The following is a 19,933-nucleotide window of genomic DNA, read 5'->3' as shown; positions in this document are numbered from 1 at the left end:
TACTCTATAGGGTACATTTTAAACAAGCTTGCCCTTTTTATTAAGGGCTTGGGCAATGCTTAGATATCCTTCCTCGATGTTGAGATACCTCCAGGCAGCTCCTAATATTTCTCCTTTTCGCATGCCAGTCGTAATGGTCAACAAAAAAATCATGTAATAAGGGCTGTTCTTGGCCACCTCCAAAAAAGCTCGCACCTGATCGGCGTCCCAGACCTTAACTTCCTTTTTGTAGACCTTGGGGGCATCTACGAGAGTGGCAACGTTTTTGGCGACAAGACCCCAGCGTTCTGCTTTTTTCAGTGCGTCTTTAATTAAAATATGGACCTTGCGGATGTTTTCATCGCATAGGACTTTGTTTTTTGTGAGATGATTATAGTGTTGCTGAATCATCATCGGGGTCAGATTTGACAATTCTATCTCTCCAAGAGCAGGGATAATGTGCTTATTGGTTATCCATGTATAGGTGTCAAGACTTGCTTCGTTTACTTTGGTTTGCTTATCTTCCAACCATTGCAGTAAATAATCCTTAAACTTGATCTTTGAAGGAGCTACATAAGTACCTTTGCTTAATTCATGCACGACTTCAGCGAGAGCAACTTGTGCTTCTTTTTTCGTTCGAAAGCCACGTTTTTTCTTTTGCCTGCGTTTACCGTTAACATCTTTTCCTAGATCCACGATATAACACCATGATGTCCCAACTTTTTGTACAGTACCAGCCATTAGTGGTGATCTCCCTTCCTAATCTTTTTAGTATCAGTTTTGACTTTCAAGGCTACCCTCCAACCACTGCAGAAATACTTTTTTGGATACTTTAATGCGCTTTCCGATCTTCACCACATGAAATTGTCCAGAATTAACAAGCTCGTATGCCTGCCGCCTGCCGATCGCCGATCGCGAGGATTTGTTGAATGTCGCTCACATCTAAAACATCAGGGTAGTCCCGATCATTATTTTGGATTTGATGGATATTCAAATTGTGACGCCCTCCTTTCAGGAAAAAATAAAAGGCGCTCAAAAGAACGCTTATCAACGGTACGAAACCCGTAATAAGTTGTGTTTGGCAAAATAAAAGTACACACTTCGGCAACCGAAAAGTGCAGACCATTTCCGCAAATGAAAAAAGCCTTGCCAGCTAACTAAACAACCCTCTACTCTTCTATTTGGCGAACAGATAGGAGAGGGATGAAAGGAATGCTGGCAATGGCTCAACAACACTATATCAAATACTTACGTGATGTAAAAGATCAATCCATTTCTCAGATTGCAGATCAGCTTGGGGTAAACTGGAGAACGGCAAGGAAATATGCCGACTGTTCAGATTGGAACAAAGAAGCCCTTCCTCTTCGAGGAAAATTCCCTATTATGGAAGCTTACTGTGAGCAAGTGGATACCTGGCTTCTGGAAGATCAAACACGTCCAAAAAAACAACGCCACACGTCGAAGCGTATCTATGATCGCCTTGTCTCTGAATGTGGCTTTGCAGGATCAGACCGTACCGTACGGTACTATGTGGCTAAACGGAAATCCGAACTGCAAATCGAAAAAACGGAGCCCTATGTTCGTTTAGAACACCCAGGTGGAGAAGCTCAGGCTGATTTTGGATCTTTTCAAGCAGTTCAAGCTGGGAAACTGGTAGAGAGAAAAATGCTAATCCTTTCCTATCCATATAGTAATGCAGCGTTTATCTTCGTTACTCCGAAGGAGAATACAGAGTGTTTCTTGGAGGGATTACGGCAGCTATTCGAAATGAGTGGCGGCGTACCTAACCGAATCTGGTTCGACAATCTTTCCGCAGCCGTTGTATCTTCAGGTAGCGATGGGAAACGAAAGCTAACAGAAGAATTTCAACGTTTTGCTCTCCATTATCGATTCCAGCCTGATTTCTGTAATCCTGGACAAGGAAACGAGAAAGGGCATGTTGAGAATAAGGTGGGCTATGCTCGTCGAAACTGGTGTGTTCCATTGCCTGTAGCAAATGATCTTGATCAACTCCAGAAGATCATCAATCAACAAGCTCATGAAGATTTGAAAAGGCTCCATTATGCAAAAGGAGTCTTACAGCAAGACCTTTGGGAACAAGAGAAAACCAAGCTTTTGGAGCTCCCTACCGTTCCTTATGAAACCTTCCGCTTAGAGTCTGTAAAAGCCAATGGCTATGGCGAAGTTCTTATGGACCAAAAAATAGTGAAGGTCCCCTTTATTCGTTCTCACGAACGAGTGTGGTTGAAGTATTGGTGGAACAAAGTTGACATTCTAAATGACAACTACGAGGTGCTGATTACTTTCCCAAGGGGATATATGGACGAGTCAATTCCCATAGATCTACAAGCACTGTTGCAACCACTCCAGAGTAAGCCGAAAGCTCTCGACTACAGTTCCGTTCTTGCTTTTCTTCCCAATCAGACAAAGGCTTTTTTGCAATCTGTAGAAGGAAAAAGTCGTAAAGCAAGAATCGGTTGGATCCTTCGCATGCTAAAGACATATCAGATCGAGGAAATTGAAAAATGCCTTACTCATGAAAATAACGATGATGTAAATCATTTAGAGCATGCTCTTTACCGCTTACATCACCCAGAACGAATCCAGTCACCGATGGTTGACAGTCGCACACCATCCGTTTTCGTTGGATACCAGCCAGATCTAACAAGATATGACCAGCTTCAACGAACGGAAGTGCGAAAATGAGAGAAGAATTACGCCAACTCTGCAAGCAGATGAGATTAGCCCATGTCATGAATGTTTACGAGCAAGTACCATTTGAACAACCTACCCAGTTTCTCCACGCTGTACTGTCGGCGGAACGAAGTTCCCGTGAGCAGGGGAAAATACGTCGCTTGCTGCAAAAAGCAAGGTTCACGCAGATAAAGACCTTTGAAGGATACTCCTTCGAGTCAGTCACACTGCCAGACAGTGTAACAATCGAGGAATTGAAGAGAGTTTCATTTGTAGAGCGAAAGGAAAATATCATATTGTTGGGTGCCGTCGGCACAGGCAAGACACATCTGGCCACAGCAATAGGTGTGGAGGCCTGCAAACAGGGGAAAAAGGTAAAATTTTATCGAGTCGCAGAGTTAGTTTCCACTCTACAAACCAAGTTTCAAGCGGGCAATCTTCCTCGTTTCCAAAGAGAATTAATGGAGGCTGACGTACTTATATTAGATGAATTGGGCTTCGTCCCATTTCATAAAGATGGTGCTGATCTGCTTTTCCATCTAATTTCAGAGTGCTATGAAAAGATTAGTGTGATTGTGACATCAAACCTGGAATTTAGCCAATGGAATACGGTTTTCGGAGATAACCGCCTCACAGCTGCCTTGATAGATCGCCTTGTGCATCATGCTCATATCTTAGCGTTCACTGGGGAGAGCTATCGTCTTCGGCATGCTCTTTCTCACCGATGATCTTACAAATTTAGCCTGGCAAGGCTATGCACAAAATGGTTGCCGAACTCTGTACTTTTTACTTGCCAAATACATAATAAGTCATTCTTCTGAACGCTATTGCCTATGGTAGTCCAAAATTTTCTTAAATTGTTGTGAGATTGTTTTTGTTCTACGTCTTTAGAGTAACAGGCTTTCATAAACGATTCAATTAGCCAAATGGGTACTCTTTAGTTGCCTTTTGGCTATTGTTGTCGTCCATTTACGTTGAAATTTTTTAATAGTACTTATGGTGACAAAGAAATTAGCAAAAGCTGCAAGAATGAAGCAATTTTCGTATTAATAATTGCATAAAAATGTTACATCAAAGTTATCGTTAGGTTAATTGGTCCTTAATTTAAGTATAGAATGCTTGGTTTTTTTATTTTTTGTTCTAAAGGATGATTTCTTAGTCTCATAACTGATTGAAAGGGCGGAGGGTAAATGGATAAGTGCTACAATTGTGATCAACCCAAATTGCCCAAATTACGTTATGAGAAAATGCCCAATTCAAATGCCTACGAAATAAATGAATATACTTTAGAGTATTGCGATCATTGCTTTGTTCAAGTTTTTTCACAAAAAGTCTTTCAACAACTGACATCTGGAAAATCCCATACTAAAATTCTTGTCACTACGTCCCTCCAATCAATAGCTGCATCTCTTTTATTATGTTCCTTTTTATTCGCATTTTTTGTAATAAATGGAATGCACTTTTCAGGTTGGATGTATGGTTCCATAATATCCGTATTGTTGGGATTGTATCTTCTCTTTTTTCAAATATTTTATCAAAAAAAAACTCATTATAAGGCTATTACTGAAGTTAATAATAATCTGCAGGAAATCAATAATCGTAACAATAACATAGTCGACGAAGTAATTAAAAAGAGGGAGGATTTATTAAAAAAGAAGAAAGAAGAGCAATATCAGGAAGAAATGAGGCGTAATGAAAACGAACGTCGAGAAAGGGAGAAGCAGGTTAGAAAGGAACGAGAAAGGAAAGAGAGAGAACGTAAGGAACATGAGTGGAATCAAAAAGTACAAGAGCGTCTTTGTGGGATTGAAGAAATTGATAATATGGATGGATTTCAGTTTGAACAGCGGCTAAAGTATCTTTTTCAGGATTTGGGCTACCAAGTAGAAATTACACCTAAGTCTGGGGACCAAGGAGTTGATCTTGTTCTAAGAAAAGATAACAAGGTAATTGCAGTCCAAGCGAAGCGATACGGGAACACTAACAAAGTAGGTAATTCAGCAATTCAAGAGGTTCATACGGGAAAAACTTTTTATGATTGTTCAGAGGCATGGGTAGTTACAACATCATATTTTACTGAATCTTCGAAAGCATTGGCTAAAAAAGTTTGCGTCAGATTGATAAACCGTAATGATCTTATAGGGTTGTTAATATCACAGCAGGAATTGCATGGGAGAATACTGGTCTGTCAAAATTGCGGAGCAAAGAATAATGTTGATTATCAGCATATTCAACGAGCTATTTGTGGAAATTGTAAACATTCATTAAAGTCATCGGTTTTCTATGAAGGACATTGAAACTAATGAAATGTGGTGGTTTCATGTTTGTTAATTATTATAGTTTATTGGGAGTATCACCACATGCAAAAAAAGAAGAAATTGTAAAAGCATTTCGTACTAAAGCTAAATACACACATCCTGATGTTGGAGGAAAACATGAAGACTTTTTAATACTGAAGAAGGCATATGATGTTCTAATTAATGAGAATCAGCGTAAATTTTATAACGAACAATATTGGAAACACTATCAAACGAATCATTCTAATGCCAAGGATCAGAAACAAAAAGAACATAAGAATGAGCGAAATGTTAATCAAGATAATTCTAACCAATCTGATCATTCTTCAGCAAGTCAAGATGTCTCTAACATTGAAGAGAACATAAACAGTTATAGGGTCCAATTTACTCCCAAAACTAACGGTAGTTGTCTTGGTGTCAACTGGATGAAACATTTTTTACATGTTGGATTATTCTTCATAATAATCGGAACAGCTTTTGGCATTTTGGGAGGAATAACCACAAAACCAGAATCAGAATATACTTCTTCAAATTTACAACCGAGCACGAATAAAGCTTCGGATGATAACCAAACACTAATCATTCAACCCCGATCGAACCAGGTACCATCGGCATCACAAGTAGCGGACCTACAACTCAGTGCAGAACAAAATGTTTTAAAACCGAGCGAATCAATGCTACTAGATACAACTATTAACCAATCAAAAGTAGCTGATGATAGCAAAATAAATGAATTTATGTATAATTATGTATTTTTGAGTGTGGAGGCATTGAATAAGAACGATTTTTCAATTGTTGAACCACATATTAATCCGAACGGAAAGAAATATGACGAACAAAGGAAATATATCGATTATCTACGTAAAAAAAATATTTTCGAAAGATTATTAGCCTTTGAAGCTCGAGATATAAAGCAAATCAACGAATCACAGCTCCGGGTAAAAACTTACGAGGAATATAGCATTAAATATGGTGACGGAACCTCAAAATTTAAGAGTTTTAACAGTGAGTATTTAGTAGACGTATCAGAAAATGGAAGCCTGCTTGTAAACGAGTTATTAAAAACGAATGAAATAGAATCAAAAACAGAAAAAACTAAATCAGCTAGTGCTGAGCAACTAATAAACCCATCTGTAAGGCCGTCTTTATCTCATTTTACACTAGAGTCAAGCAAGGAAGAGGTATTATCAATCATGGGCGCACCAAGCAGCTCTCATAAAACTTACCAGGGAGAAACGTGGAGTTACGGCTTAGCCCAAGTCGACTTTAATGAACAAGGTAAGGTCATAGAGTGGGCGGATATTGGAAATAAACTCAAGGTATCTATTGGGGTGGCCAAACCCAAAGTACCTCCTTTTACCTTAGGTTCACCAAAAAAAGAAGTCATTGAAGCGATGGGAACTCCCAATACTCTAAGAAATTCCTTTGGAGGGGAAACATGGAGTTATGATCTATCAAGTATTGAGTTTAATCAACAAGGGCAAGTGATTGGATGGTCAGAAATTGGAACCAAATTATATGTATCAATTGGTGATGAGAATCCAGAAGCTGCTCCTTTCACTATGGGATCCTCTCTTAAGGATGTAATTAATGCGATGGGAACGCCTACAGCTTTTCGGATGACATTCAGTGGGGTCACTTGGGGATATGGATTATCTTCTGTGGAATTTGATCGGAACGGAATAGTTGTGGGTTGGTCAGATATCCAAGGGAATTTGAAAACACAATAAGGAGAATCCCCGAAACTTAGCAGATAATTATATATGTTGTAAAATACTTATTAGTGTATCAACATTTGCTATTAATAACGTCAAAAAGCCGCTTCCCTGACCGAGCTTTACAAAACGGTCGTTCACTTTTTAAGGGTGATGAAAAGTAATAGTCGCTGAGTTAAATTTATTATATAAACTGTCTTTCCAATTATACAAACTGTAAAGCAATCCAGTGAATCATTCTGCTAATTTAGATAGGAGTATAAAATGCGATTATTATGTCAAATATAGAATCAGAGCAATTCGGTTTTCTAACCAGTAGCAAAACGACTGCCTCGGTTTTTCAACTAAAAAAGGATAGCAAATCCATATATCTTTATGGTTTCACCATTAACGTTTTTTACTTTTTTTTCTCCAAAGTCTACTTGAGCTTGGAATCCCATAGGTGGGTCTTCCACTGCCTGGTATTGTCTTGGAGTAATGGATTTATGTATGTCATGCTGCTTTCTCAGTTTAGCCACCCAATTTCTTATGGATCTAGCTTTCCCCTTGTATTCGGGACAACGTTCTCTAAGCCAGTCTTGAATCTGGGAGCTGGACACATCTGGATACTTCCACAATCAACCAAGAATGGTCTCCTCATAAGCGGAATATTTTGTCTGTTTTACTCGGTTCCGCATATCTACCATGCCCTCTGGTGAAACATTCCAATATTTACTTACCGTATTAACATTGAACCCTAACCTATTAGCGACTTGTGTTTTACTCAATCCTAGTTCTTTTAACTGATGTATCTCCGTGTACATAGGCCACCTCAACATGCCTTCTATTTGCGACGGGGCTGTATTTGGTTTTTAGAGGATTTTGGGAAATAATGTCGAAAAAATAGTGTATCAAATGCTTTCTTCGGGGGATAAGATGAAAAAAATATTTAGCCCAAAGGAAATCCCTTTACATTATTTTTACATTGCGTGGAAAAAAGCCCGTCATTTTGCTCAAACTTCTTACGGAATATTCGATCCGGTAGAAATATCTGACTTTGAAATGAATTTGGATACGCGATTACAAAATATAAAGCATGATTTTAAAATCTTTGATGATGTGAAGCCTTACAAAATGGAAGAAACTATAGCCTACTTATTACCAAAAGCTCCGAAAAATGATCATAAGAGATATCGACCTATGGTTCAATTCTCGTTAAGGGATCAAGTAGCCTGGACGGTTGTGGTACTTGTGCTAAGTGAATGGTTCGATACAAATGAAGAGATTGGAAAACTAATTCCAGTGAATGAAACGGAATTAAGAAAGACATACAATTGGATGGTTCCCTGGAGTTATAATAATCGCCTGAAGCGAATATTTCAAAAAAATGAGTTCGATGGAAGTTATGAACGTCTGTATATTCATTACAACCATAAATCCCTGTATGAAAGCTTCCAATGGAGTCTAAGGAATTTAAGGGAACAAAGAGTAAGGGAGTTTGAAAAAGTCCTGGAGAGTTATGAGGAAGCTTACTATGGAGAAGCAGACATTAAGGAGTTCTATCCAACTCTGAGAAGAGAACATATATTACAAGCTTTAAAACAGCGTTTCGAGCAGCTATTCGAAGCAAATGTAATGTCCGAAGACTGTGTGAAACAATGGAATATGCTATTGAAGCAAATGCTTCAATTTCAAACAGATTATTCGGGCATTATCAATGAACTTCAGTCACATAATGAATTGAAAAGTTTTGAAGAAAGTCTTTTTCCAAGCGGTGATGGATCTTCGGATAATATTCAGGAGTTGTTGAATACAACATTACCGATTGGACTTGTCGCTTCAGGTTTTTTGTCTAATTGTGCATTAACAATTTATCTAGATATTCCTATGAATAATTTTTTATTGGAACTGAAAAATGAACTTAAAAAAGATACAGGAGTACTACATCTTGCCTACATCACTCGTTATACGGATGATATGATGATTATTTCTTCGAACAGAGAAATCATTTGGAAATCCATTCAGGAAATTAATAGATTGCTTGGTCTTGTGGGTCTTAGCCTCGCCGAGGAAAAAGTAAGTCCGAAAATAGAAAGCAGGTATGAGAGCTTAAAAACGCAAATAAACCAGTTGGAATGTCTTGATAAGAATTCTATGCTCAATATTTTTTTGGAAAAGCAGCTAGAGGAAATCAAGAAAAGTGAAAGTCCAAAATCAATCAAGCGAAGAGATCGAATTCCTGGTTCAACAGCTGTGATAGAAAAACTTTCACAAATCGGCGAGAATTCTTTATTGGCCATGAATCATGAAGAATTAGATTTGTATATACGCGAATTGCTAAAGCTGATTGATACGACATTCGAGGAAAGAGAAATAAAAGATGAGACAAAGGTCGCATTCTCTTCTTGGCGTATAAGAACAGGCATAGCTGAAACAACAAAACGGAAAAGGCCATTTAGGCATTATCGCGCCAAGGATAGGTTACTGAGAGCCGTTGAGAAATACCCATTTAAGGTGTCTTTAATTGATTATTACATTATGCATTTGTTTGATATTGCTGCTAACGAAGCGATCGAACAAGAATTAGAATCATTTCTAAGACAATTCTCAGTTTCAAATGAATATAATTCGGAGAATATTGGTTTTTACGGTTCCTACTTAAGAACTAGAGTGTTACTAGCATTGGCAGATAATTGGAGCTTAATTCCCTATAGTAAGAGGAACGTAATTCAAGGCGTTCTTTTTCGAGCAGTAATGAGCTGGTATAACCTACTGCCTATTTGGCATGAGAAGCAAGCTATCTACAGAATGTTTACAGTTACCGATATCACAAGAGACCCTGGCGTAATTCAAGTGATAGCTGGGGAATCAATTAAATCTGTTACCCATTCTTATGCCCTATTCAAAATGAATCTGCGTGAATCAATTCATTTTCACGAGAATTCAGATGCAAAGAAATCATTGTCAGCCAGTAGGTTAAAAGTTCTGCTTGATATTTTCAAAGGACGCAGGGGTAAAGAAGAATCCGCTCGAAATGTACTCGTCACAGAAGAGGAGGATTTTATTAATTGGGCTTGGGCTTATTTTCACAGCTTAAGTCCAAGTGAACAGAACGTTGATTATTGGCTGGATTTTTCCCTGATTTTAGCTAAGCACAGTATTAAGCATATCCCGCAAAGAACCTTTCAGTTATGGATGAAATTTAAAGTAAATACGATCAGGAATGAAGCTATCCACGAGCTAATTGATTTATTAGACAGGGTAATAGAGGATTGGATGCGGTATAAAGAGGGAAGCGACAAATATGTAAAGAGATTTGCGAGAGCATTGGATATTACATCGGGAAATCTGTTTTTTGCCTATACAAAAAATAGACTTATTAACCTCGCTCGGATAAAACAAGCTCTTTGTATGGCGTCTAACGGTCTTAAGGTTCTCCCAAATGACTGGAAAAGAGATTTCATTCAAGATCTCTCGGATAACCAATGTTCTCCTTTGAATAATGTTCAAATCCCTCTTATAGATTGGCTAACAGCTGTTTCAACTAGTGTGCAACCTGATAAAAGCGGATTGACAAACCCATTGTCGGAACTCGAAGCTCTTAATTTAATTTACTTGTTTATCAAGCAATTACTCAAACAAAATGGCGATGCAAGACAGTCGGCCTATAATATCACGACAAGAAGAATAACTATCTCACTGGTAGAATGGACTGATTGGAGGAGATCGGTAAAGAATGGAGATAGTCTTGATAGTCAAAATTTCCCTAAGATTGATACTCCTGCATGCCCAAATATGCTCGACCCAGAATTGGATAGATTAAAACTAATCAGTGAGTATTTGAACAATTTCATGAATAATTTGCCCGAATCAGATAAAGAAAGTATTCAAACAGATCATAAGGACTTCGTCTATTGTTTAGCGCTTTCTGTTCTTATCCTGCAAATGTTGTCGAGCAATCGGGATACTTCCGATTATTCGGAGTTCTCAAAGCTTTTTCAGTGGCATAGCATACAACAAATAATTCTTGAAGGGTCAGGCCCTTCAACTAGTTTAACTACCTTACTGATTAGTACATTAAATATGCTGCTGCTGATCTACCAAACTCAATATCATCAATTAGGACAGTTAAAACTACCGTTCAAGGCGATGGCTAAACAAAATGTAATTACTTTAGAAGAATATGCACGACGCATTGAGGATCATTTGAGGACAGCTAATAAAAACTATTTAGTTTGGAGCGGAGGAATCTTAGAACTAATTTCAGTGGACCTGAACATATTGGCAAAGGACGGACGAATATGAATTCTATGAGGGAAACAATAAAGATTACCGTAGCACAAGCGGGGCATCCTGGAGAATTTAATACATGGTATGATCGTTCAAGGCGGTATCGTTTCCAGAATCCAGCGAAGCAGCTGGATTTCTTCTACAAAGCTGTAGAAACCGCTAAACAGGACAAATCGGACTTTCTTGTTTTTCCAGAATTTTTCCTCCCCAGGGAACAATTGTATACATATGTAAGAGCAGTATGCAGAGAGAACCGTTTTATTATTATAGGTGGGTTGGAATTTGGACCGTTTTCTGCTTCCGTAAATGAGTCTGACACTCCCGTTAATAATGATGCATTCATTGCCATACCGTCCGTCATTGGACATAACGAAAAAGAAGTGGAAGTTCGAGAGAAAAACGCAAATATTATTGTCGTTCCAAAAATTATGCCTGCAGATGAGGAGGAAAAAATGCTGCAGGCGGCAGGACTAAGATTTCAGCATGGAAATAAGATATATTTGTTTCAAAGTCAAGAGGTTGGAGACTGGGCGGTCCTTATTTGTGCTGACTTGTTGAATCTACCTATCCAATTTCTGTTGCAGTCAAAGGTGCAGACATTATTTGTTGTTGCGTATAACACTGATGTTGAAGGATTTGCTTCTATCGCAGATTCATTGCAGCGGCTGTTGTTATGTAATGTTATAATTTGCAATACAGGTAACTACGGTAGCTCTTTGGGGTTTTCTCCTTTTCGTGAACATTATAAAAGAGATGTAATGCGATTGAAGGGAAATCAAATTGATGCTACTGTTACAATCGAATTACCAATAAAATCTATATACCAAGCTCAACAAGGAATTTCTGATAAAGATCAAAACGGCAAGAATAAATTTATTAAACGTCCCCCTGATTTTGGTAAGTTCAGAAAGTTGTTATAGCCTATGATTCCGGTTAGATAGTTTATGGGGGGCAAAAAGATGGACTTATCCAACATTACGGTTCTAGATTTTGAAACATCCGGCTTGGATCCAAAAAACGATCGAATTATAGAAATTGCAGCCATTCGTTGTCATGAAGGTAAGATTATCAGTCAATACATCACACTGATTCATTTTGATGGGGAACTTAAACCTAAAATTACTGAAATTACAGGAATACAGTCTTCCGATTTGCAAAATGGCCTTTCTGAAGAAACCGCAATTAGGATATTAAATCGTTTCATAGGTAGCAATATAATTGTCGCCCATAATGCAGCTTTTGATCTCAGTTTTCTTCATTTCGCCTTATTAAGGCATGCCGGAAGAACCTTCAGCAATCATTTTATCGATACGCTGACCATTTGTCGTGATCGACATGTGTATCCTCACTCTTTAAGAAATATGTGTCAACGCTATGGCATCGATATGAATGAGTCGCATCGGGCCCTTAAAGACGTAGAAGGCTGTTGGGAATTACTGGTCAAATTGAATGAGGAAGAACCAGTAAAAAAGTATATAAATCAGTTAGGATATTTATCTAAATATGGTCCTCCGTTATGGTACCCATCTTATGCAACATTAAAATCTCTAAATATCAAGTACGCATAATTATACTAGAAATATGGTATTTTCGATAAGAGGAATTAAGCCAATAAGCTCATAAATCCTTGAGGTATTTTCTTGAGTAATTAGCAAAAAGACATGGATATTCTGGATTTGTTCTAGAAACTTTAAATCCCCAAAAAATACTTAACTTTCAATTTATAATTTGAGTGAATTTGAAACGTCAAACTCTAGTAATCTCATTTTGGTCACAAAATGGTCACCCACTACAGAAGATCACAGGAAACAAGCGTAAACTTTCAATCTATTAAACACCCGAAAACCCTTGATACAACTGGATTTTCGGGAATTTCAGGAAACAGACGGAAACGACTCTATTCAAATTGACAGGGTGGGGGATGCGACTCATACGAAAGCTCGCTACAACCAGAAATCCCCGAGAGAAATCTTGCTGGACCGCTCTCGAAAACTGAGGAAAGCCGTCTACAAGGTTAATGAATCCTTGAAAGCAAAGTTCCCAGCAAAGAACACCTCAGGTGTTCTGGAGGACGAAATTGGCTACTGCCAAAAACTCATCGCCGTACTGGAAGCTGAAGGAGGCATTTGTCAGCTTCCCAAAATAAAAGAACCGCTGAATCTGTTGAAAGAAACGATCTCAGATGACCTGGAGCAGCTCCGAATCTCTGAAGACCAGGATGCAAGGGTAGGTCACAAGAGCGCGGACTCCGCATTTTTTGGATACAAAACTCACATGGCTATGACCGAAGAACGGATTATAACGGCAGCCGTTGGACGACGGGCGAAAAGAATGACGGCAAGCAGTTGCAGACGCTGATCGAAAAAAGCAAGACAGCCGGTATGGAAGTCAAAACGGTAATTGGAGATACTGCCTACTCGGAAAGAGATAACATTACGTACAGCAGCAGCAATGACATAGAATTGGTCGCCAAATTGAATCCACTTATTACGCAAAGAGCTCGTAAGAGAGAAGACGAATTCCAGTTCAATAAAGATGCGGGAATGTATGTGTGCAAGGCTGGCCATCTCGCGGTCCGGAAAGCGCGGCAAGGAAAGAAAGGAGTCGGCAACAACCAAACAGATACCTATTACTTTGATGTGGAAACGTGCAAGAGATGTCCCTTGAAGGAAGGATGCTACACCGAAGGTGCGAAAAGCAAAACCTACTCGGTGAGTATAAAATCCACCGAACACACCGAACAAATGGAGTTTCAGGAAAGTGAGTACTTCAGAGAAAAAGCGAAGGAACGATACAAAATTGAAGCGAAGAACAGCGAACTCAAACACAGACACGGGTATGACGTAGCGTCATCTTCGGGTCTTGTTGGCATGGAGTTACAAGGTGCGATGGCGATCTTTACTGTAAATGTGAAAAGAATATTGAAGCTGATGAAGTAAGAAACCATCCACCTACCACAGTTGGGCAGGAAAAAGACGACCATTACTCCAAAAAATCGGGATAACGGTCGTCTTTTGTTTCGTTCCATTTTTGTTGTCCTGAAAAAGTGTAAGTTCTTCAGTGGCCTTGAGAAATCAGGGTTTTTTCTTTTTTTGTCTATGGAATATCGATTAGGAAATTCCTCGCTTTCTTTAGTTTTGGGTGGCATTTCGAAGTGCGATATTTGGATTTTTGAATGGAATGCCTATATAGATTTTCTAACGACAAAGGCTCCATTCTAGGCCATTTTCATGACTGGTTTTCTTTAGAAATTTGACACAACAAACTGATTGAACTACCGACATATTGTCAGTAACTTAGATTGACAGGTTTCCCGTTCAGCAAAATTGACGAAATGCTACTCATTGATTTGGGTAGCATTTTTTATGTGAATGGCTGTGTAATTTAAGTACAGTTCAAAAAATCATATCATTAATATTAGTTCCCACTCAAAAGATATAAAGGAATAATATGGTATACTAAAATAGGCCTATTTCTTTACTGCAGATCCGAAATCACAGGAAAATTATTAAAAACAGATATGCCTAAAATAGGGTGATCGGTGAATGAACATAACAGAACTAAAAAATAAGCTTTCAGCCATTTCCGTCTGGAAAAAGAACGGACAAAGAGCACCGCACAAGCCGTTATTAATTCTTTATGCGCTTGGACAATTCCAAAACGGAGAAAGAGTAGCTCTCCCATATGAGGAAGTAAGAGAGAAACTAAAGCATTTGCTTATAGAATTTGGACCCGCAAGGAAGTCTTATCATCCGGAAGAGCCCTTTGTTCGGCTAGTGGGAGATGGTTTGTGGCAATTATCTTCGTCTGTTGATAAAAAGAGCTTCAGCGACAAGCAACTACTTACAGAAAGAATTGTAGGTGGATTCATCCCTGAGGTAGTTGACTTTCTAAAAAGTAACAATCAATTTGTTCCGGAACTAGCTTCGCAAATATTAAATGAACATTTTCCGGATACCATGCATGACGATATCCTGGAGGAAACAGGTCTTACTTTCAGTTATTTTAAAAAGAAACATCGAGATCCTAATTTCAGAGAAAGAATACTGAGAGCATATGAATATAGCTGTGCTGTATGTGGCTTTAATGTTCGTCTAGGTAGGAACATAGTTGCCATCGAAGCAGCGCACATCAAATGGCATCAAGTAGGTGGACCGGATTGTGAAGAGAATGGGATAGCGTTATGCTCCCTGCATCATAAAATGTTTGATAGAGGAGTATTTACGATTTCAAACGAGGATTGCTTACTCGTATCAGAGGAGGCACATGGTACGAATGGCTTCGAGGAATGGTTAATGAGATACCATGGAACATCACTCCGCAAGCCTATCCGTCCAGACTATGCTCCCAAGGATTCTTTTAAACACTGGCACGTACGAGAAGTCTTTAGAGGCACAGCAAGATATATCTAAATAATAGGACCTTTAAATCAATTGTGAGATGCTGGTTCTTTCATATCGTTTTGATAAAAACTTAGCACTAAATAATATTCCTTGAGGTGCCCCATGAAACAAGGCCTATACGAACAACTAATCAACAACTCAACGTTAAAGCACCTATCCACCCTAGACCCAAGTTTATACCAAATCGGCAAAGAACCACTAGACGCCGAAGAGGCAAGAAAACTCCTCTCCAACTACATATCTACGGTTACGCGCAAAGCCCTCAAACTAATTCGAGAACAGTCGTCCGATGAAGAAGCAGTCCTGGCACAGATCCACACATGCAACGAAATTATCGCTACATTAAAGAACGCTCTCGACGAAGAGGACTTGGAAGATCTAAAGCTTGATGAACAGGGAGAAATCCTCACATACGTCTATTCCAAAGTAAACAGCATAAGAAGCATCAAAGAAGACAAACCAACACGACCAGCCACTCCGTTATCACAAAGCTCGTTATTCACGGGGTCACACTCAGAGCCCAACATGATGAATGAACTCCAACACGAAATCGTGACAGCAGACCGTATTGATCTGCTCGTTTCGTTTATCAAGTGGAGCGGTCTTCGGTGTCTCATGGAACGGTTGGAACAATTCACGGCAAATGGTGGGCAACTGCGAGTCATTACGACTACGTATATGGAAGCTACAGATTACAAGGCTGTAACGGAATTGAGCAAGCTACCAAACACGGAATTGAAGGTATCCTATGATAGCGACCGTACTCGTTTACATGCAAAAGCCTATGTTTTCAAGCGAGATACGGGCTTTACCACGGCGTATGTTGGCTCGTCCAATCTTTCGAATCCAGCACTGACGAGTGGGCTCGAGTGGAACGTGAAGGTAACGGAAAAAGACTCCTACGATGTACTAAAAAAGATCGAAGCAACCTTCGAAAGTTACTGGAATGACAGGGAGTTCAAGACCTTCCGGGCAAATGACGCCGAGCATGAACAGCAGCTCAAACAAGCTCTCAAGAAGAAAGAGAAAGAAAAGAATGATCTCCATTTTGGTTTCGAAATTACTCCGTTTGATTACCAGAAGGAAGTACTCGAAAAGCTCGCAGCCCAACGAAGTCTGTATGGCAAGATGAAAAATCTAGTAGTCGCTGCTACTGGTGTAGGAAAGACAGTTATTTCTGCTTTTGATTACAAACGTTTTGCACAGAACAATACTCGTGCGCGACTTCTATTTATCGCGCATCGTGAAGAGATCTTGAAACAAAGCCGGGATACATTTCGGTATATTTTGAAGGACTTAAATTTTGGCGAATTGCAGGTGGGAAGTAATCAGGCGCAGTCGATCGATTATTTGTTTATCAGCATCCAGAGCTTTAACTCAATGAAGCTTGCTGACATCACTACGCCAAATTTCTATGACTATATTGTGGTAGATGAGTTTCACCATGCAGCGGCACCTTCGTACCAAAAGCTTTTATCCTATTATGAACCGAAGATTTTACTAGGACTAACAGCAACTCCAGAGCGGATGGACGGGAAAGATATTTTTCATTACTTTGAGAACACGATCGCCGCTGAAATTCGTCTGACGGATGCCATCGACCGAAAATTGTTGAGCCCCTTTCAATATTTTGGAGTGACGGATAGTGTTGACCTTTCCCAAGTGAAGTGGTCTCGTCGGGGCTACGATTTAATGGAATTGGAGAATCTCTATACCAATAACAAGATTCGTGCATCGCAAATTATCAATAGTTTGAAAAAATACGTAACCGATCTGGATGACGTAAAAGGGCTTGGGTTCTGTGTGAGTGTGGATCACGCCATCTATATGGCCAAAGTGTTTCATGAGGCTGGAATTCCCTCGCTTGCTTTGCATGCTGATTCTCCTCAGGAAGGTAGAAATCTAGCGAAGCATAGATTGGCTCGAGGAGAAATCAAGATGATTTTTGTGGTGGATTTATACAACGAAGGAGTGGATATCCCTGAAGTGAATACGATCCTTTTCCTACGTCCGACAGATAGCTTGACAGTCTTCTTGCAACAATTAGGTCGGGGACTGCGACTGGCGGATGGAAAGGAATGTCTCACCGTACTTGATTTCATTGGGCAAGCCCACAATGAATATAGCTTCCAAGAAAAATTCCGGGCACTTACTGGGAAAACAAAGCATTCTGTTCAGCACTATGTAGAGCATGGGTTTTCGAGTTTACCCAGAGGTAGTTTTATTCAGTTAGAGAAACAAGCGAAAGAATACATTCTACGAAATCTGAAACAAGGAACTAATACACGAAGAAATCTGGTTAACAAACTCAAGTATTTTACCGATGACTCAGGCTTAGAGTTGACCCTGGAGAATTTCTTGACTTACCACGGAATAAGCATTCATGAATTCTATGGTGGTCGGACCGGAAATCGGTTCTTCCGTGGGCTAATGGTTGAGGCGGGATTGATGGAGCCATTTGAATTTGCTGAGGGTGATAAACTAATAAAACGGATCCCCTCCTTGCTGAGCATCAACTCGAGGCGAATCCTCAAATTCCTCATTTCTTACTTAGAAGGAGGGCAGGAGCTACAAACTGAAGAAGAACTTATCATGCTCACGATGTTTTATTATACGTTCTATCGATCAGAGCCAAAGAAACAAGGATTTGGTAGTGTAGAAGAGGGCGTACAATTTATTATTTCTTGCGATGTTTTCCGAGAGGAGATACTAGATATCCTCAAATTCAACTACACTCATATCAGCTTTGTGGACAAGCCAAACCCATTCCCATACCCAAGCCCGCTTGACGTCCATTGTACGTATTCGACGGATCAAATACTAGCGGCATTCGGTTACTGGAATGAAGAAAAGGCGCCTAGCTTCCGTGAAGGAGTTAAATATTTCGCAGACAAAGAGACAGATGTTTTCTTCATTACCCTGAACAAGTCAGACAAAGATTTTTCGCCATCTACGCTTTACGAGGATTACGCAATAAACGAAAGACTTTTCCATTGGCAGACACAGAGTCGTACGTCCTCGGATTCTGTGACGGCTCAACGATATATCAACCATATGAAAACGGGTAATCGTATCGCGCTCTTTGTGAGAGAATATAAAGAAGAAAATCAGTACACAGCTCCTTTTATTTTCTTAGGAGAGGCCGAATACGTAAGACACGAAGGTAGCAAACCCATGAGCGTGATCTGGCAACTAAAAGAAGAAATGCCCCCAGCACTCGTACCAGTGGCTAACAAGGTAATCGTATAGGAAGTGAACAGAAGAAGATGATCGAAGTAGCCGCAGCCATAATCCAAAATGCCCAAGGCCAACTACTAATCGCAAGACGCAAAAAGGGAAAATCACAAGAAGGAATGTGGGAATTCCCCGGAGGTAAGATTGAGCAGGGCGAAACGATTGAAGCTTGCCTGCAAAGAGAATTGCGGGAAGAGATGAATATCTCCATCGCTCCATATGAGCCGTTTGGAGTTAACGACCATTTCTATGGGTCTACTCACATTCGTTTATTCGCTCACATGGCAAAGTTTATTTGCGGTGAAATATCGCTGGTCGACCACGATGAGTACCGATGGGTCGAGCGTGGCCAGCTGCAAGAGTATCTGTTTGCTCCTGCCGATATAAAGTTTGTGGAGATGCTACAAAAGGAAGTATAAGTATCTGGCGTAAAAACAGTATATTGAATTGTTTCAAAAGTTTGGTTGCTGACTGATCATACGTGCCTAATAAGTCCTCGGAGATTGGTGAAAAGTATCAAGCGGAATTGTGCACGAAATCCCTTGGTATGACGTTTTTCCAATAGGATAATCCCCCTATCATAGACAGGGTAAGTTGCTTACTTTTTTCTGTCTACCATGAGGGGATCATAGCTGGCCAACAAAGCTAGATCTTCCATCTGTCTGGCAGCTCTCCTCTCGTTTACGTTGTATATCAGGCTCTCATAGAGAGAACGAAGGCGACTTTTGGCCGCACCTTCTCCTTCACAGCCATATAAGAAACAAGCTGTTCCCGCACTAAGCGAGGGGCAGCTTGTTTCTTTGGCACGGAAAGGGTCTGGACGAGTTCATGGTGCAGGCGGCCACGGGCGATTCGGCGGAGAACTTGCTCCCAGCGACGTTTGGCGAATCCATGTGTAATCCCAAACTCTACGGACAACAGGTCGATAAGCTCCTTTTCGTGATCAGGCAGCTCCAGCTTTTGCAGCAGGAAAAACGGGACGGCTGCGTAAAACTGAAAGGCCTGGGCATCCCTCTCCTGCCACTTCCGAAATTCATCCGGGAGCAGGAGCTGGTTGCCCAGGTGACGCAGCGGATGGCACAGCTCATGGCAGAACACTTCCCACTGGCGCTTGGGGCAGTGCAGCGAATTGATGAAGATATGCGCGTAGTCCGCATCAAAGATGACTTCATCGGCTACTCCAGGTGCGAACGTCACGCCGATACGGAGGCGGGCGGAGACGTTTTCGATGGTGAGATCTGACGGGCTAGTGATGCCGATCTGTTTGTAGAGGCCCTCGACCCATTCTTCCAGATAGGTTCTTTCGTAGAGATGGAGCATGCCTGATTTCACCCGCTCAGGA

General features: G+C 40.1%; 13 protein-coding genes and 1 pseudogene. 11 read left to right on the top strand and 3 right to left on the bottom strand.

All coding sequences use genetic code 11. From position 1 onward, the window contains the following. Positions 1 to 18: 18 nt before the first annotated feature. Both EDM55_RS06325 and EDM55_RS31275 read right to left on the bottom strand, forming a co-directional pair. Entirely contained in the window at positions 19 to 720 is a 702-nt protein-coding gene (locus EDM55_RS06325; protein ID WP_122959884.1) for a site-specific integrase, read from the bottom strand. Positions 721 to 753: 33 nt separating this feature from the next. Continuing rightward, positions 754 to 834: a hypothetical protein gene (locus EDM55_RS31275; protein ID WP_311133295.1), complete on the bottom strand. Its 81-nt coding sequence runs from the start codon at positions 832 to 834 to the stop codon at positions 754 to 756. A 348-nt stretch (positions 835 to 1,182) separates the two neighbouring features. Here EDM55_RS31275 and istA point away from each other — a divergent pair, with 348 nt between their 5' ends. From istA to mutT, 11 genes and pseudogenes are all read left to right on the top strand, one after another. Then, the gene (istA, locus tag EDM55_RS06315; protein ID WP_122959883.1) at positions 1,183 to 2,685 is read left to right on the top strand and encodes an IS21 family transposase; all 1,503 of its coding nucleotides are present in this window, start codon (positions 1,183 to 1,185) and stop codon (positions 2,683 to 2,685) included. After that, positions 2,682 to 3,401: an IS21-like element helper ATPase IstB gene (istB, locus tag EDM55_RS06310; RefSeq protein ID WP_122959882.1), complete on the top strand. Its 720-nt coding sequence runs from the start codon at positions 2,682 to 2,684 to the stop codon at positions 3,399 to 3,401. Before istA ends, istB begins: the two co-directional genes overlap by 4 nt. Before the next feature lie 462 nt (positions 3,402 to 3,863). Continuing rightward, positions 3,864 to 4,970, top strand: coding sequence for a restriction endonuclease (locus tag EDM55_RS06305; RefSeq protein WP_122959881.1), 1,107 nt, complete (start codon positions 3,864 to 3,866; stop codon positions 4,968 to 4,970). Positions 4,971 to 4,993: 23 nt separating this feature from the next. Next, positions 4,994 to 6,700: a J domain-containing protein gene (locus EDM55_RS06300; protein WP_170184486.1), complete on the top strand. Its 1,707-nt coding sequence runs from the start codon at positions 4,994 to 4,996 to the stop codon at positions 6,698 to 6,700. A 900-nt stretch (positions 6,701 to 7,600) separates the two neighbouring features. Continuing rightward, the gene (locus tag EDM55_RS06285; RefSeq protein ID WP_141295891.1) at positions 7,601 to 10,969 is read left to right on the top strand and encodes an RNA-dependent RNA polymerase family protein; all 3,369 of its coding nucleotides are present in this window, start codon (positions 7,601 to 7,603) and stop codon (positions 10,967 to 10,969) included. Further along, on the top strand, positions 10,966 to 11,874 hold the full coding sequence (locus EDM55_RS06280) for a hypothetical protein (protein ID WP_122959877.1): 909 nt from the start codon (positions 10,966 to 10,968) through the stop codon (positions 11,872 to 11,874). The genes EDM55_RS06285 and EDM55_RS06280 overlap by 4 nt, the downstream gene beginning before the upstream one ends. A 39-nt stretch (positions 11,875 to 11,913) precedes the next feature. After that, complete coding sequence (locus EDM55_RS06275) at positions 11,914 to 12,522, top strand: 3'-5' exonuclease (protein WP_122959876.1); 609 nt, start codon at positions 11,914 to 11,916, stop codon at positions 12,520 to 12,522. 352 nt (positions 12,523 to 12,874) lie between these two features. Beyond that, a pseudogene (locus EDM55_RS06270) lies at positions 12,875 to 13,893 on the top strand (transposase); the annotation flags it as partial. A gap of 606 nt (positions 13,894 to 14,499) precedes the next feature. Then, positions 14,500 to 15,366, top strand: a complete 867-nt coding sequence (locus EDM55_RS06265; RefSeq protein WP_092267602.1) for a phosphorothioated DNA-binding restriction endonuclease — start codon at positions 14,500 to 14,502, stop codon at positions 15,364 to 15,366. A gap of 93 nt (positions 15,367 to 15,459) precedes the next feature. Continuing rightward, on the top strand, positions 15,460 to 18,606 hold the full coding sequence (locus EDM55_RS06260; protein ID WP_092267603.1) for a DEAD/DEAH box helicase: 3,147 nt from the start codon (positions 15,460 to 15,462) through the stop codon (positions 18,604 to 18,606). Between the two features lie 17 nt (positions 18,607 to 18,623). After that, on the top strand, positions 18,624 to 19,010 hold the full coding sequence (mutT, locus tag EDM55_RS06255) for an 8-oxo-dGTP diphosphatase MutT (RefSeq protein WP_092267604.1): 387 nt from the start codon (positions 18,624 to 18,626) through the stop codon (positions 19,008 to 19,010). A gap of 274 nt (positions 19,011 to 19,284) precedes the next feature. Here the strand turns inward: mutT and EDM55_RS06250 are convergent, their stop codons facing one another. Then, positions 19,285 to 19,911: an ImmA/IrrE family metallo-endopeptidase gene (locus EDM55_RS06250; protein ID WP_122959875.1), complete on the bottom strand. Its 627-nt coding sequence runs from the start codon at positions 19,909 to 19,911 to the stop codon at positions 19,285 to 19,287. Between the last annotated feature and the right edge of the window lie 22 nt (positions 19,912 to 19,933).

The sequence above is a fragment of the Brevibacillus centrosporus genome, from assembly GCF_003710815.1.
Taxonomy (GTDB): Bacteria; Bacillota; Bacilli; order Brevibacillales; family Brevibacillaceae; genus Brevibacillus; species Brevibacillus centrosporus.
This window is presented reverse-complemented; position numbering and strand designations above follow the sequence as displayed.

Coding starts and splice junctions, on each gene's coding strand:
- EDM55_RS06300 (WP_170184486.1), top strand. CDS start 4,994: ATGTTTGTTAATTATTATAGTTTATTGGGAGTATCACCACATGCAAAA.
- EDM55_RS06275 (WP_122959876.1), top strand. CDS start 11,914: ATGGACTTATCCAACATTACGGTTCTAGATTTTGAAACATCCGGCTTG.
- EDM55_RS06285 (WP_141295891.1), top strand. CDS start 7,601: ATGAAAAAAATATTTAGCCCAAAGGAAATCCCTTTACATTATTTTTAC.
- EDM55_RS06265 (WP_092267602.1), top strand. CDS start 14,500: ATGAACATAACAGAACTAAAAAATAAGCTTTCAGCCATTTCCGTCTGG.
- mutT (WP_092267604.1), top strand. CDS start 18,624: ATGATCGAAGTAGCCGCAGCCATAATCCAAAATGCCCAAGGCCAACTA.
- EDM55_RS06325 (WP_122959884.1), bottom strand. CDS start 720: ATGGCTGGTACTGTACAAAAAGTTGGGACATCATGGTGTTATATCGTG.
- EDM55_RS06250 (WP_122959875.1), bottom strand. CDS start 19,911: ATGCTCCATCTCTACGAAAGAACCTATCTGGAAGAATGGGTCGAGGGC.
- istB (WP_122959882.1), top strand. CDS start 2,682: ATGAGAGAAGAATTACGCCAACTCTGCAAGCAGATGAGATTAGCCCAT.
- EDM55_RS06260 (WP_092267603.1), top strand. CDS start 15,460: ATGAAACAAGGCCTATACGAACAACTAATCAACAACTCAACGTTAAAG.
- EDM55_RS06305 (WP_122959881.1), top strand. CDS start 3,864: ATGGATAAGTGCTACAATTGTGATCAACCCAAATTGCCCAAATTACGT.
- istA (WP_122959883.1), top strand. CDS start 1,183: ATGAAAGGAATGCTGGCAATGGCTCAACAACACTATATCAAATACTTA.
- EDM55_RS06280 (WP_122959877.1), top strand. CDS start 10,966: ATGAATTCTATGAGGGAAACAATAAAGATTACCGTAGCACAAGCGGGG.